This is a genomic window from Ruegeria sp. HKCCA5426 (assembly GCF_013034585.1).
GTDB lineage: Bacteria > Pseudomonadota > Alphaproteobacteria > Rhodobacterales > Rhodobacteraceae > Ruegeria.
Window position 1 is genome coordinate 273097 of the sequence record NZ_WQGH01000004.1, and the last position, 14031, is coordinate 287127.

14 protein-coding genes are annotated in these 14031 nt (G+C 54.9%); 11 read left to right on the forward strand and 3 right to left on the reverse strand.

Annotation, left to right across the window (positions count from 1 at the left end; all coding sequences use genetic code 11):
* Positions 1 to 11 precede the first annotated feature (11 nt).
* The 8 genes from GOV87_RS08570 to GOV87_RS08605 all read left to right on the forward strand — a co-directional run bounded on the left by GOV87_RS08570 (position 12) and on the right by GOV87_RS08605 (position 8121).
* The gene (locus GOV87_RS08570; protein ID WP_171125041.1) at positions 12 to 1052 is read left to right on the forward strand and encodes a substrate-binding domain-containing protein; all 1041 of its coding nucleotides are present in this window, start codon (positions 12 to 14) and stop codon (positions 1050 to 1052) included.
* Positions 1053 to 1136: 84 nt separating this feature from the next.
* Positions 1137 to 2609, forward strand: a complete 1473-nt coding sequence (gene pstC / locus GOV87_RS08575; protein WP_171211485.1) for a phosphate ABC transporter permease subunit PstC — start codon at positions 1137 to 1139, stop codon at positions 2607 to 2609.
* Complete coding sequence (gene pstA / locus GOV87_RS08580) at positions 2606 to 3967, forward strand: phosphate ABC transporter permease PstA (protein ID WP_171211486.1); 1362 nt, start codon at positions 2606 to 2608, stop codon at positions 3965 to 3967. The genes pstC and pstA overlap by 4 nt, the downstream gene beginning before the upstream one ends.
* 10 nt (positions 3968 to 3977) lie before the next feature.
* On the forward strand, positions 3978 to 4775 hold the full coding sequence (gene pstB / locus GOV87_RS08585) for a phosphate ABC transporter ATP-binding protein PstB (protein WP_171211487.1): 798 nt from the start codon (positions 3978 to 3980) through the stop codon (positions 4773 to 4775).
* A gap of 16 nt (positions 4776 to 4791) precedes the next feature.
* The gene (phoU, locus tag GOV87_RS08590; RefSeq protein WP_171121436.1) at positions 4792 to 5502 is read left to right on the forward strand and encodes a phosphate signaling complex protein PhoU; all 711 of its coding nucleotides are present in this window, start codon (positions 4792 to 4794) and stop codon (positions 5500 to 5502) included.
* Between the two features lie 3 nt (positions 5503 to 5505).
* On the forward strand, positions 5506 to 6195 hold the full coding sequence (gene phoB, locus GOV87_RS08595) for a phosphate regulon transcriptional regulator PhoB (protein WP_171121435.1): 690 nt from the start codon (positions 5506 to 5508) through the stop codon (positions 6193 to 6195).
* 123 nt (positions 6196 to 6318) lie between these two features.
* Positions 6319 to 7548 carry an acyl-CoA dehydrogenase gene (locus tag GOV87_RS08600; RefSeq protein ID WP_171211488.1) on the forward strand — a complete coding sequence of 410 codons (1230 nt, stop codon included), beginning with the start codon at positions 6319 to 6321 and terminating at the stop codon, positions 7546 to 7548.
* A 231-nt stretch (positions 7549 to 7779) separates the two neighbouring features.
* Positions 7780 to 8121, forward strand: coding sequence for a hypothetical protein (locus GOV87_RS08605; protein ID WP_171211489.1), 342 nt, complete (start codon positions 7780 to 7782; stop codon positions 8119 to 8121).
* On the opposite strand, the gene GOV87_RS08610 is transcribed toward GOV87_RS08605, so the two are convergent.
* Positions 8081 to 9493, reverse strand: coding sequence for an ISNCY family transposase (locus GOV87_RS08610; protein ID WP_171211490.1), 1413 nt, complete (start codon positions 9491 to 9493; stop codon positions 8081 to 8083). The two genes, GOV87_RS08605 and GOV87_RS08610, sit on opposite strands and share 41 nt — an antisense overlap.
* Positions 9494 to 9685: 192 nt before the next feature.
* A complete protein-coding gene (locus GOV87_RS08615) occupies positions 9686 to 10555 on the reverse strand; it encodes an acyl-CoA thioesterase II (protein ID WP_171125051.1) in 870 nt (289 codons plus the stop codon).
* Positions 10556 to 10801: 246 nt separating this feature from the next.
* On the opposite strand from GOV87_RS08615, the gene GOV87_RS08620 reads away from it, so the two are divergent.
* On the forward strand, positions 10802 to 11407 hold the full coding sequence (locus GOV87_RS08620) for a 2-hydroxychromene-2-carboxylate isomerase (RefSeq protein ID WP_171211491.1): 606 nt from the start codon (positions 10802 to 10804) through the stop codon (positions 11405 to 11407).
* 90 nt (positions 11408 to 11497) lie between these two features.
* On the opposite strand, the gene GOV87_RS08625 is transcribed toward GOV87_RS08620, so the two are convergent.
* Positions 11498 to 12316, reverse strand: coding sequence for an SDR family oxidoreductase (locus tag GOV87_RS08625; RefSeq protein ID WP_171211492.1), 819 nt, complete (start codon positions 12314 to 12316; stop codon positions 11498 to 11500).
* A gap of 388 nt (positions 12317 to 12704) precedes the next feature.
* On the opposite strand from GOV87_RS08625, the gene aroQ reads away from it, so the two are divergent.
* Both aroQ and GOV87_RS08635 read left to right on the forward strand, forming a co-directional pair.
* Entirely contained in the window at positions 12705 to 13154 is a 450-nt protein-coding gene (gene aroQ, locus GOV87_RS08630) for a type II 3-dehydroquinate dehydratase (RefSeq protein WP_171125057.1), read from the forward strand.
* The gene (locus GOV87_RS08635; protein ID WP_171121429.1) at positions 13151 to 13900 is read left to right on the forward strand and encodes a LuxR family transcriptional regulator; all 750 of its coding nucleotides are present in this window, start codon (positions 13151 to 13153) and stop codon (positions 13898 to 13900) included. The genes aroQ and GOV87_RS08635 overlap by 4 nt, the downstream gene beginning before the upstream one ends.
* Positions 13901 to 14031 lie beyond the last annotated feature (131 nt).

Genomic DNA, 14031 nt, shown 5'->3' on the forward strand with positions numbered 1-14031 from the left:
GGGAGACTGAAATGTCCTTTGTAAAACTGTCGGCTTCGGCTCTTGCCATCTCTGCAATCTCGGCCACTGCTGCCGCTGCTCGTGATCAGGTTCAGGTAGCTGGTTCTTCGACCGTCCTGCCTTATGCTTCGATTGTTGCTGAAGCCTTCGGTGAGAACTTTGACTTCCCGACACCGGTTGTTGAATCGGGCGGTTCGTCGGCTGGCCTCAAGCGCTTCTGCGAAGGTGTTGGCGAAAACACCATCGACGTTGCCAACGCATCGCGCGCTATCCGCGAGAAAGAAATCAAAGCCTGCGCCGAAAACGGTGTAACGGACATCATCGAAGTTCAGATTGGCTATGACGGCATCGTTTTCGCATCCGACATCAACGGCAACTCGTTCGAGTTCACGCCGGAAGACTGGTACAAAGCGCTGGCAGCCAAAATCGTCGTGGACGGTGAAGTTGTCGACAACCCCAACAAGACCTGGGCCGACGTGAACCCGGACTTCCCGGCGCAGCCGATCGCAACCTTCATTCCAGGCACCAAGCACGGCACCCGTGAAGTGTTCGAAGATAAGGTTATCTTGGCTGGCTGTGAGCACCTGGGCGATTTCGAAGTGTTCAAGGCAGCTGCCGGCGACGACAAGAAAGCAGCGGAAAAACAGTGCATCGCGATCCGCACCGACGGCGTGTCGGTCGACATCGACGGCGACTACACCGAAACTCTGGCCCGTATCGACAGCAACAAGGACGGCATCGGCGTCTTTGGTCTGGCCTTCTACGAGAACAACACCGACAAGCTGCAAGTTGCGACCATGTCGGACGTCGTTCCTTCGACCGAGTCGATCGCATCAGGTGAGTATCCGGTTTCGCGTCCGCTGTTCTTCTACGTGAAAAAAGCCCATATCGGCGTGATCCCCGGTCTGAAAGAATATGCTGAGTTCTTCGTCGCGGACGAGATCGCAGGCCCCGACGGCCCGCTGGCGGAATATGGTCTGGTCTCGGATCCTGAACTGGCGAAAGTACAGGAAACAGTTGCGAACGAAACCGTTCTGGGCGGCGGTTCCTAATATATCTTGTGAACGGAACCGGGGCGTAATATTCGCGCCCCGGTTCTTTTTGACTCCTCCACTTGCGATACCATCGGAGTTCTCATGGCATTATCCTGGCTGCTGCTTATCCTGCTTGCGCTGGCAGTGATCGGTTTCTTCACGGGTCGCTCCCGTGCCTTGGCAAGCGCAGGAGGAGACGCGCGCGATTTGCATTCGCTGCCGTCCTATTATGGGTACAATGTCGCCCTGTCTGCGTTGGTTCCGGCACTTGGCGTTTTGATTGTATGGCTTCTTGCCCAGCCGATGATCGTGAACAGTACGGTTTCCAGCCTTATCCCCGAGCAGTCGATCCCAGAAGGTTCTGATCGCGGCCTCATAATGAGCGAAGTACGTCGCGTGGCCGTTGGGTTGGATGGGGCAGTCGCCGCAGGCGCAATGACCGAAGCGCAGGCCCAAGACGCGAATTCGGATATTGATCAACTGACGGCAACACTAAAGGACGCCGGGCAGGTACTGACACAGGAGATTTCTCAGCCGATCCTGATAGCGGCGCAAAAATACCGCAGTATGACGTCGACCGGATCGGTTGCCATGCAGGCCATTGTTCTGGCTGTCGCACTTTTGGGGGCAGCGTTCGCCTATGTCCGCACACATAAGGAATTTCGCGCCCGTAACGTGGTCGAGCAGGCGGTTCTGGCGCTACTGCTGCTGGCGGCCTCTATCGCGATCCTGACAACCGTGGGCATCGTTTTGTCGATGCTCTTTGAAACGCTGAACTTCTTCCAGCTTCATTCGTGGAAAGACTTCTTCTTTGGCAGTACTTGGGCCCCCAACTTCCGTGGCGGGTCAGAGCTGTCGATCCTTCCGCTGCTGTGGGGTACGCTTTATATCTCGTTGATTGCGTTGCTGGTCGCGGTACCGATTGGCCTGTTCGCGGCAATCTACCTGTCGGAATACGCCACGGGCGCGACGCGCGCTGTGGCGAAACCGCTGCTTGAAATCCTGGCCGGTATCCCGACCATCGTTTACGGTCTGTTTGCCCTTTTGACGGTCGGCCCCGCATTGGTGTCGATGTTCGGCGAAGGCGGTGCGCTGGGGGTTGGCTGGATGGCCAGCTCGAACGCGGTGCTGACTGCGGGGCTGGTAATGGGCATCATGCTGATCCCGTTCGTGTCCTCGCTGTCGGACGACATCATCAACGCGGTTCCGCAGTCGATGCGCGATGGGTCGTTGGGATTGGGTGCTACAAAGTCCGAAACTGTGCGTCAGGTGGTTCTGCCCGCCGCTTTGCCGGGTATCGTGGGTGCGATCCTGCTGGCCGCCAGCCGCGCCATTGGTGAGACAATGATCGTGGTTATGGCCGCCGGTGCAATCGCCAAGTTCTCGGGCAACCCGTTCGAGGCGATGACGACCATCACAACCCGGATCGTCAGTCAGTTAACCGGCGATACCGACTTTGCCAGCCCTGAGACGCTGGTGGCCTTTGCGCTGGGTCTGACCCTGTTCATCATCACGCTGGGGCTGAACATCTTCGCCCTTTATATCGTACGCAAATACCGGGAGCAGTACGAATGACCGATATTTCCCAAACGCCTGGCGCTGCTCCTGCTGCAAAGCCCAGGGGTGGCTCATTGTTCGAGAAAGACGCGCGCACCAAACGCCGTAATGCCGCCGAGGGTCGGTTCAAGCTGTACGGAATTGCCGCCATCGGGATCGGCCTGCTGATGCTGATCATTCTGGTCACGAATATCGTGACAGCAGGCACCGGCGCCTTCCAGCAGAGCTTTCTTGAGCTGAATGTCGAACTAAAGGCCGACAAGCTGGACAAGAAGGGCAACCGCAACATCGAAGATATCAAAAAGGTCTCGACCTTCGGATATGCCCCGTTGATTGCCTCGGCGCTTGAGGCCGAAGTACAGGAACTTGGTATTCAGACGGATCTGAAACCCAAAGAAATGGGTAAGATCCTATCAAAGTCGGCGCAGGCTCAGTTGCGGAACTACGTGATCGCCAACCCAGATGAGATCGGCAAAACGGTCAGCTTCCGCTTTCTGGTCAACAGCCGCGTCGATGGGTATATGAAAGGCCGCGTCACCCGTGAGTCCATCGCCAATGACAAAAGCATAACGGCTGCACAGTTGGATTTTGTAGATCAATTGCGGGACGCGGGTGTGCTGTATAAGGCGTTCAACCCCGATTTCATCTTCGGCTCTGACGCTTCAGACCAACGGCCCGAGGCCGCGGGGATCGGTGTGTCTATGCTGGGATCGCTGTTCATGATGTTCGTGGTGTTGGCTTTGGCGCTGCCGATCGGTGTTGCGGCCTCGATCTATCTTGAGGAGTTTGCGCCACAGAACCGGCTGACAGATATCATTGAGGTGAACATCTCGAACCTGGCCGCCGTCCCGTCGATTGTGTTCGGTATTCTGGGTCTGGCCGTGTTCATCAACTATATGCACTTACCGACCTCGGCGCCGCTGGTGGGCGGTCTGGTGCTGACGCTGATGACGTTGCCGACGATCATCATCTCGACACGCGCGTCGCTGAAGGCGGTGCCGCCGTCGATCCGCGATGCAGCCCTTGGGGTAGGGGCCTCGAAAATGCAGGCGGTGTTCCACCATGTGCTGCCGCTGGCCGCTCCCGGCATTTTGACCGGCACCATCATTGGTCTGGCGCAGGCGCTTGGCGAAACCGCACCGCTGCTTTTGATCGGGATGGTGGGCTTTATCGCCTCGAACCCGCCGGATGGGATTGTGGCGGGGTTCCTATCGCCGAACTCGGCTATGCCGGCGCAAATCTACGAATGGTCCAAACGCGCTGACCCTGCTTTTTACGAACGTGCTTGGGGGGGAATCATCATTCTGTTGATCTTCCTCGTGACAATGAACACCATCGCGGTACTCCTGCGCCGCCGCTTTGAACGCCGCTGGTAAGGGGCTAATTATGAACGATATGACACGAGTGGAGAGAACCGTGGACTCCAAAGCTATCAAGATCGCCGCGAACAAGGTTCAGGTCTATTACGGCGACACTCACGCCATCAAAGATGTGAACGTTGAGATTGAAGAAAAAACTGTGACTGCGTTCATTGGCCCGTCGGGTTGCGGCAAGTCCACTTTTCTGCGCTGTCTGAATCGGATGAACGACACGATCGACATCTGCCGGGTTGAGGGCGACATTCTGCTGGATGGTGAAGATATCTATGACAAGCGCGTTGATCCGGTGCAGCTGCGCGCCAAAGTGGGTATGGTGTTCCAGAAGCCGAACCCGTTCCCCAAGTCTATCTATGACAACGTGGCCTATGGCCCACGCATCCATGGTCTTGCCAAGAACAAGGCGGAACTGGACGAAATCGTTGAGAAATCCCTGCGCCGTGGTGCGATCTGGGATGAGGTCAAGGATCGTCTGGATGCCCCCGGCACCGGCCTATCCGGTGGTCAGCAGCAGCGTCTGTGCATCGCACGCGCCATTGCGACTGCACCGGAAGTCCTTCTGATGGATGAGCCGTGCTCGGCCCTTGATCCAATTGCAACCGCGCAGGTCGAGGAACTGATTGACGAGTTGCGCTCGCGCTATTCGGTGGTGATCGTGACCCACTCGATGCAGCAGGCCGCACGGGTCAGCCAGAAAACTGCGTTTTTCCACCTTGGGAACCTCGTTGAATTTGGCGAGACAGGCCAGATTTTCACCAACCCCGAAGATCCCCGCACCGAAAGCTACATCACCGGCCGGATCGGTTGAGGACAGGTATCAGATCATGACTGAACAACATATTGCATCCGCTTTCGACCGCGATCTCGAAGCGATTCAGGCCCACATCATGAAAATGGGCGGTCTGGTTGAGGCCGCCATCATGGGCGCCGCTCGCTCGCTGGAATCACGAGATGAAGAGCTGGCCCAGCAGGTCCGCGCAGGCGACAAGGCCATCGACGCGCTGGAAGAGTTGATCGACGAAGAAACTGCGCGTCTTATCGCCTTGCGGGCGCCAACGGCCAGTGATCTGCGTCTGGTGCTGTCGGTGCTAAAGGTTTCAGGCAACCTGGAACGTATTGGGGACTATGCCAAGAACATCGCCAAGCGCACTACGGTTCTGGTCAATGCGGGTGAGATCAACGGCAGCGCTGCGGCTCTTCGCCGTATGGCCCGCGAGGTTGAACATATGCTGCGTGACGCGCTGGACGCCTATATCCAACGTGACGCAGAACTGGCCACCGATGTCATCAACCGTGATGAAGAGGTGGACCAAATGTATAACGGCCTCTTCCGCGAGTTTCTGACCTTCATGGCCGAAGACCCACGCAACATTTCGTCCTGTATGCACCTGCATTTCATTGCCAAGAACATCGAACGCATGGGTGACCACGTCACCGCCATTGCCGAACAGGTTGTCTATCTTGTCACGGGTGAACGCCCCGCCGAGGCGCGACCCAAGGCCGATATCACGTCGCACACCCCGCAGGAGATTTGACACATGTCCGCCGACCAACCCACCGTTCTTGTGGTCGAAGATGAGCTGGCACAGCGTGAGGTGCTGGCGTACAACCTTGAGGCCGAGGGGTTTCGGGTGGCCAAGGCCGAGAACGGGGACGAGGCCCTGCTTTTGGTCGACGAGGACAGTCCGGACATCATCGTTCTGGACTGGATGATGCCAAATCTCAGCGGGATCGAGGTTTGCCGCAGGCTAAAATCAAGGCCCGATACGCGTTCCATTCCGATCATTATGCTGTCTGCTCGCACGGAAGAGGTCGACAAGGTGCGCGGTCTGGAAACCGGAGCGGATGACTATGTGGTCAAGCCATATTCGGTTGTCGAACTGATGGCCCGGGTAAGAACTCAACTGCGGCGCGTACGGCCTGCAACAGTGGGCATTAGGCTGGAGTTCGGTGATATCATACTGGATTCTGAAACACATAAGGTCAGCCGAGACAGTAAACCTCTGAAGCTTGGCCCGACAGAATTCCGTCTTCTGAGCACGTTCATGGAAAAGCCGGGGCGTGTTTGGAGCCGTGAGCAGCTATTGGACCGCGTGTGGGGCCGCGATATCTATGTCGATACACGGACGGTAGATGTGCATATCGGACGGTTGCGCAAAGCATTGACCCAACATGGTGGCGAAGATCCTGTTCGCACCGTACGCGGTGCAGGTTACGCTCTAGGGTAAAGCCGGGCAGGGGACACGCGTAATCGACCATGAGAAAAACTCATGGTTGGTTGCGAATCTCTTACTGTCATTTGAAAGGCTGACAGGTTAGTTTGCGCCCAGATATTTGAGCGGAGACACACCATGAACGCCCCCAACACGAAGCCCACCTTGCGCGCCAAAGATGCACCGGACTTGGGGCAATTCGCCTGGGACGATCCATTCCGTCTGTCTGATCAGTTGACGGAAGACGAGCGGATGATTTCCGACAGCGCGCGGGCTTATGCGCAGGAAAAGCTGCAGCCCCGAGTCAACGACGCCTTTCAGAACGAAGAAACCGACCCCGAGATCTTTCGGGAAATGGGTGAAATGGGCCTGTTGGGGACAACGATCCCTGAAGAATACGGTGGCTTGGGCGGGGGATACGTTTCCTATGGTCTGGTCGCCCGAGAAGTAGAGCGTGTGGACTCTGGTTATCGTTCGATGATGTCGGTTCAAAGCTCATTGGTGATGTACCCGATCTATGCCTATGGCAGCGAAGAACAACGCCGAAAATATCTGCCCAAACTTGCCAGCGGTGAATGGATTGGGTGTTTCGGGCTGACCGAACCGGATGCTGGTTCAGACCCGGCCGGTATGAAAACCCGTGCCGAAAAGATTGACGGCGGCTATCGGCTGACCGGCAGCAAAATGTGGATTTCGAACTCTCCGATTTCGGATGTCTTCGTGATCTGGGCCAAGTCGGATGCGCATGACGGTAAAATTCGTGGGTTCGTTCTGGAAAAAGGCCTCAAGGGGCTGAGTGCTCCGAAAATTCAAAACAAGATGAGCTTGCGTGCGTCGATCACTGGTGAGATCGTTCTGGATGGTGTCGAAGTGGGCGACGACGCTCTGTTACCGCATGTGCAAGGTTTGAAAGGCCCGTTTGGCTGTCTGAATCGCGCACGCTATGGAATTAGCTGGGGCGTCATGGGCGCAGCCGAGGCTTGTTGGCATGGCGCACGTCAATACGGCTTGGACCGAAAGCAATTCGACAAACCTTTGGCCCAAACACAGTTGTTCCAACGCAAGCTAGCTGACATGCAGACCGAGATTGCGTTGGGGTTGCAGGGCAGTCTGCGTGTCGGTCGTCTGATGGATCAGGCCGAAGCAGCGCCTGAGATGATTTCGATCGTCAAGCGCAACAACTGTGGTAAGGCGCTTGAAATCGCACGCATGGCCCGCGACATGCATGGCGGCAACGGGATTTCTCTGGAATTCCAGGTGATCCGCCACATGGTCAACCTTGAGACGGTAAACACCTATGAAGGAACGCATGACGTGCATGCCTTGATCCTCGGACGCGCGCAAACCGGATTGCAGGCGTTTTACTAAGGGGATTTTACTGTTGAATCGCAGGATGGAAGTCCTGCGATTTTTCATTGTAGGGCTGCAATGATGTTGCAACCAAGTAGAAATGTCACCGGGTCTGCAAAGCAGAAGTGTCACCACAGGGCGCGACGGTAGCAAGGCTTAGCAGCCTGGAGACCTCAAATATCGAAGGGCTGAAAAGCCTTGCGGGATCGGGTAGCTTGTAACCAAACTATGTTTGTTGAGTGCTTTGAAATGCCGCTTCTCGATCCACCATTGACACCTCCGCCGAAAATTAAGCTCTCGCGTCTGCGGGATATTGGTTGGTCGAAATGGGACCCAATCGGGCTCTTGGCTGATGGACAAAAGTGGGATGATGAAGACTGCCAACCGTTCGCGGACGAATATGACAGCTATCTCCTTCAAGCTGCTGGTCAGCTCCGACGGGGCGTAGCAGAAGAAGAAGTTGTCGGATACCTCGTAGATATTGAAGCGAATTACATGGGCTTAGGTCCTGCGAGGGGCGCTGCGGCTCGCGCGAAAGAGGTGGTCGCGGCTATTCAAGCGGATGAAGAGCTTTGGACGTTCCCGAAGTAGTCTCTACCGCTTTGGCTTCTGCCGCCCGTTCCGCCCTTCGCCGTTCATAGTACGCTTCCATCTTTGAAGGTCGTCCTGGCGGGCGACGACCATTCTTCTTGTAGCCGTTCTTTGCGCTGACGGGTTTGACCTTGGGCGGCGGCCCGGCCTTCTCTTGTTCTTCTTTGATGTGGGCGAGGACGGCGCTCAGACGTTTGTTCTCTGTGATTGTGGCGTGTGTGACGCGCTGTTGGTGCGGGTCGAAGACGGCGCAGGGCAGGGCGACGCCTTTTGCGCGCACCTGAATGCGGCCATCTGCAAACTCATAGGTATCGACGTATTTGCCGACGAGACCGCGCGTCAAATCGTTGACCTCCAGACGAATACGTTTGCGGTCGTACTTCAGCGTCAAATCCTTAGTGACATAGCGTTTGTCGCGCAGACAGAAGACCTCGGAAAGGCGATCTGGTTCGATGTTCAAAGCGCGATGCAGGTTGTCTGGCTTGGCGGGAGCCTTTGCAAACTTGGTGTTGTAGCGTTCGACGAAGCCCGCAAGGAACGCATTCCCGTCATCCATGTTGGAGATGCCCGCGATGCGCAGTTCTTTGACCAGACGGTCTTGCAGTGTGCGGTTCGCGCGTTCCACGCGACCTTTGGCTTGGGAAGAATTGGCGCAGATGATCTCGATGTTCAGCTCTGCAAGAGCGCGCCCGAACTGCGTCATGCCGGTCATGTGATCGTTGGGCTTAGGAACGCGGAACACCGTGTGCTTTTCGCTGTAGAATGCGACCGGGCGACCGTGTTTGAGCAGATAGCTTTCCAATGCCTCGAAATAACTGAAGGTACTCTCGGAGGTGACAAAACGCAGCTCCATCAAAGTGCTGGTGGCGTCGTCGATGAAGACGAGCAGGGTGCAGGGATCGCCCCGATCCTCGAACCATCGGTGATCTGAGCCGTCGATCTGGATCAGTTCGCCGAAGCATTCCCGCCGCAGACGTGGTTGATGGAACGTGCGTCGCTGTTTGCGCGAAAGCCAGATGCCATCTTCCTGCATCCACTTACGGACAGTCTCGCGCGAAACTTTGAAACCATGATGCTCGGCCAGCATCTCAGCCGCCAGTGTCGGCCCAAAATCTGCGTAGCTTTCCCGGATCAGGCTCAACGCATAGTCACGCTTCGTTTGATGAATGCAATTGTTCGGAGGTTTGCCGCGTGCCTTGTGCCGGATCGCCGATGCTCCGTCCTGCCGATACCGCTTCATCAGTCGGAAAATCTGCCGACGCGTCAGGTACAACATGTTCGCCGCATTATCGACTGTCAGCCGTCCATCATCGACCTGCGCCAGCACCTCCACACGGTTTAACTCGCGCTCGCTCATAACCACCCATCCCATGTCTGCTCACCCTCATTGATTTTTGAGGGCAGAGTGACATTCCTGAATTGCTCATGGGTGACATTTTAGCTTTGCGGCTACACAATGATTGTTCGCATAATCGGTATTATGGTTAAATTGTGAATATGCGGCGTTAGAAAAACAGCCGCACAAACAGCGTTTTTCTTGGAAATTTGATGTTAAAACAGAACCTTAAGAACTCTTTTGGACTTTCCGCATTAACCCTTCCTGAGCAACCGATGCCACCAGGATACCGTCTTCGGAATAGATTGAGCCTCGATTAAAATTCCGGCCTCTACCGGTCCACGGGGAATCCATTGAGTATAAGTGCCAGTTTTCGAACCGCACCGGGGCGTGAAACCACATGGCGTGGTCAAGGCTTGCGCCATTAACTTCGCCTGTGAACCAGCTCAGCCCATGTGGTCGCATCCCAGAACTCAACAGGCTCATGTCGGACGCATAGGTCAGTAGTAATTGTTGCGTTCTTTCATCTGCTTGCTTTGCGGCATTCATGCGCATCCACATTTGGTTGCGATCATCTGTTTTCTCGGGTTTCAAAGGATGCACATGGTTGACTTCTCGCACTTCAATTGGACGTTCACGCATCAGTTCGCCATGCAATCGTTCCGGAAGCGCGCTCAGGTATTTTTCCTTTAGCTCTGTGCGTGCTGGATAATTTTCCGGCTTTTCCAGTTGCGGCATATCATGCTGATGATCCCAGCCTTCGTCGCGCACATGAAACGATGCGGACATGTTCAGGATTTGCTTTCCGTGTTGAATTGCAACGACCCGGCGCGTTGTGAATGAACCTCCATCTCGGGCTCTATCAACTTGATAAATAACAGGTATTGATGGATCGCCAGGTCGAATAAAATATGCATGTAAGGAATGGCACAGCCGTTCGTCCACTGTGCGATACGCGGCGGCAAGCGCCTGGGCAACCACCTGCCCGCCGAATATCCGTGTGGATGTTTCGCCGCCTGACCCTACGCCCCGATAAAGGTCAACTTCCAATCTTTCGAGGTTCAAAAGGTCTATGAGAATACGTTCTGCCTCGGTCATACGGGGTCTCCAATTGGATTTAAGACATGGCGTAACAGCCTAGCCCGTTTCGTTCAATCATTGCCCTGACTGAATGCCGTAGGGTGAATCGATTTCATGAGGCATCACTAAGCAGATCGGCAGGAAATCGGCGGAATTCGCCTGCTGTCGCACTTTAAGGGCATCAGTCTGTTAAACTGTTAGCAGTTGGAGAATCATTTGCTTGTGGTGAGTGCGTAGTAGCCATATTCCTTCAGGAGGAAGAACATGTCGCAAGCCATGGATTTTATTTATGATTTCTGCAGTCCAAATGCGTTTCTTGCGCATAAGATACTGCCGGAATTGGCCGACAGACACGACGTGGAAATCAACTTGGTGCCAGTGTTGCTGGCAACAGTTTTCAAGGCCACGAATAACCAAAGCCCGTTTCAAGCCTTTTCTGACATCCGTCAGAAAAGCGCTTACCTCACGCATGACCTGCACCGTTTTGCCAGACGTCGCGGTTTGAGTTTCCACATGAGCCCGCACTTTCCCGTAAACACGAAATTTGCCATGCGGGGTGCAGTTTATGCCAAGGGAAAATCATGGGAAAACAAATATGTAGATGCCATATTTGACGCGATTTGGGTGCATGGCCAAAAGGTTGATGAGCTTGGCGTTTTGATGGATATCCTACAGGAAAACGAATTGCCTGTTCGCAAGCTTCGCGAGGCGATGACAAGTGTCGAGGTCAAACAGCAGCTTAAGGATCAAACAAAAGCTGCTGTAAGAAAGGGCGTATTCGGTGTGCCTACGTTCTTTGTTGGGTCTGAGATGTTCTTTGGAAAGAACAGCCTTGGCAACCTTGAACTAGAGCTGTCCGGTCCGTCGTGATTAATTGTCGCCCGTTGGCCGAAGTGCGTATGCTCAAACTGTTAGTCAGTTTAAAGGCTCGGAAACTTCGGCATCTACCGCAACATAGTCTTAGAGGGCCTCAGCGAAGATGTTTCCAGCGGTCACCACGTTAATGCCGCCTGAAACCGGAATGACGGCTCCGGTTACATAGCTGCCGCCGCGCCCGCAGAGAAACAGCATACAACCGGCGATGTCTTCTTCGCTGCCGACCCGGCCAAGCGGAACGGATTTCCCTACTTTGGCCCTTACGTCCTCGTCTGCAGTCGCGAACGCTGTCATTCGGGAAACAAACGGCCCCGGGGCCAACGCGTTCACGGTGACATTGTATGGTGACAGTTCCTTTGCCATGATCTTTGTCAGGTGCAGGACCGCCGCCTTCGATGCCGAGTAGCTATAGGCACCGTCCCCCATTGGGACCTCTCCCATCACGGATCCGACGTTGACCACGCGAGCAGGATCATCGGGCGTGCCGGACTTCATCAATATTGGCAACAGTTTTTGGGTCAGGTCAAAAATCCCGGCGACGTTTACAGACATCACTTTGGCCCAGGCTTCGTAGGGAAAATGCCCCATCGGCGCGCCCCAAGTAACGCCCGCATTGTTCATAAGGATGTCGAGTCTTTCCGTCCGCTTCCCAACCTCGGACACCATGTCATCGATACCCTCTTTGGTGCCGACGTCGCCTCCGAACCCTTCGGCGCTGCCCGGGGCATCCAGGGCATTCAACTCCTCTGCCACGGCTTCGCAGGCATCGCGGTTTCGCGAGGCGATCAGAACATGGGCCCCTGCCCTAACCAAGGCTTCGGCGGCCATGCGCCCAATTCCAGTCGCGCCACCTGTCACGAGCGCTGTTTTGCCGTTCATTGAGAACAACGTTTCTGGGGTCATGATCTTTCTCCTCCGAGCTTTAGTTGGCGTGCAAAGACTGCCGCGATCCGGCGCGCAACTGCAATTTGAAGGTGCGCATGGCCGGGATCGTGATGTTTATTGCGGTGACGCCAGTGTTCTTTCTGATTGGATAACAGGGACAACGGGGACGACATGCAAGCATTACTCAACGTCGCGCCTGAAGGAGCGTGATCTTGGTTTCGCTGACACCGTCGGACAGTCGCATCTTGGGTAAAGCTGTTTTCGTCGTGGCGCGTAGTTCGGGAAGGCGAACAGCCGCCCCATTAACTGTGTGGGAAGGGCCATTCCCTTATGTTCGAAAAATTGCAGGCGGTGGACATTCCTACCTTTTCGCGTTTATGAACTTGTAAACAGGAACAGTGAGATTATGCACAAAGCTCTGATTTTAAACGGTCCGAACCTAAATCTTCTGGGCGCGCGTCAGCCTGAGGTTTACGGTAGCACCACGCTTGAAATGATTGAAAGCTTGTGTGTGAAACACGGCAATTCTGTCGGATTGGACGTATCGCATTTCCAATCCAATCATGAAGGTCAGCTTATTGATGCAATTCACGTTGCCAAGGGCACCCAGCACGGAATCGTTCTGAACGCTGGAGCGTATACGCATACGTCGATCGCGTTGATGGATGCCATCGCATCAGTTGAGTTGCCTGTTGTCGAAGTACACCTGTCCAATATCCATGCGCGTGAAAGCTTTCGGCACAACTCGTACATTGCGCGTGTGGCAATCGGGCAAATTTGCGGGTTTGGACCGCAGAGCTATATATTGGCGCTGGATGCATTGTCTGCCCATTTGAACGCAAGGGCTTCTACATGAAGCTAACAGAGTATCTCCATTTTCTCAGCTATACAAAAACGCTGGAGGAGCTTTGGGACGCTCATTGCAGGCAAATGGCCGAGTATGGTTTCGATCGCCTGCTCTATGGGTTCACGCGCTATAGAACTGAAACGTCGCTGGGTGATCCCGAAGACTTTGTGATCCTGACCAACCATGGCAGGGATTATCTGGACGGGTTCCTGCGGGATGGTCTGTATTTCAACGCTCCGATGCTGAAATGGGCACTGCAGAACGAAGGCGCCGGTAGTTGGAAAATTACTCAGGACATGATGGAGGACGGAACGCTTACAGAGCTTGAGCGCAAAGTTATTGAGTTCAATCGTTCCAAGGGTGTTGCGGCCGGTTATACGGTCAGCTTCAATTCTGTATCTATGCGCTCGAAGGGTGCAATCTCTCTTTCAGGCTGCGGCTCGCGCACACAGGAAGAAGTTGATGAGGTATGGGCCGAGCATGGCGAAGACATTTTGTTGATGAACAATGTCGCGCATCTCAAGATTTTGACCCTGCCCTACAATGCCCCCAACCGCGCGCTGACCAAGCGGCAGCGCGAAGCTCTGGAATGGGTGGGTGACGGTAAAACAACGCAGGACATCGCCCTGCTGATGGGGCTGACCGCAGCGACTGTCGAAAAGCATCTCAGGCTTGCACGCGAGTCGCTTGCCGTGGAGACGACGGCTCAGGCTGTTCTCAAAGCATCGCTGCAGAACCAAATGTTCATTATGTAGGCAAAATCGCTGAGTTATTGACGCTTCTCTGCGTCAATTTACCCTAGGTAAGGAAAACATGACTTCCCGAATCTGAGCGTTTGGTTGCAAAGTGATATTGTTCCGTGAGTGGTGGCTTTAGCCTGGGAACA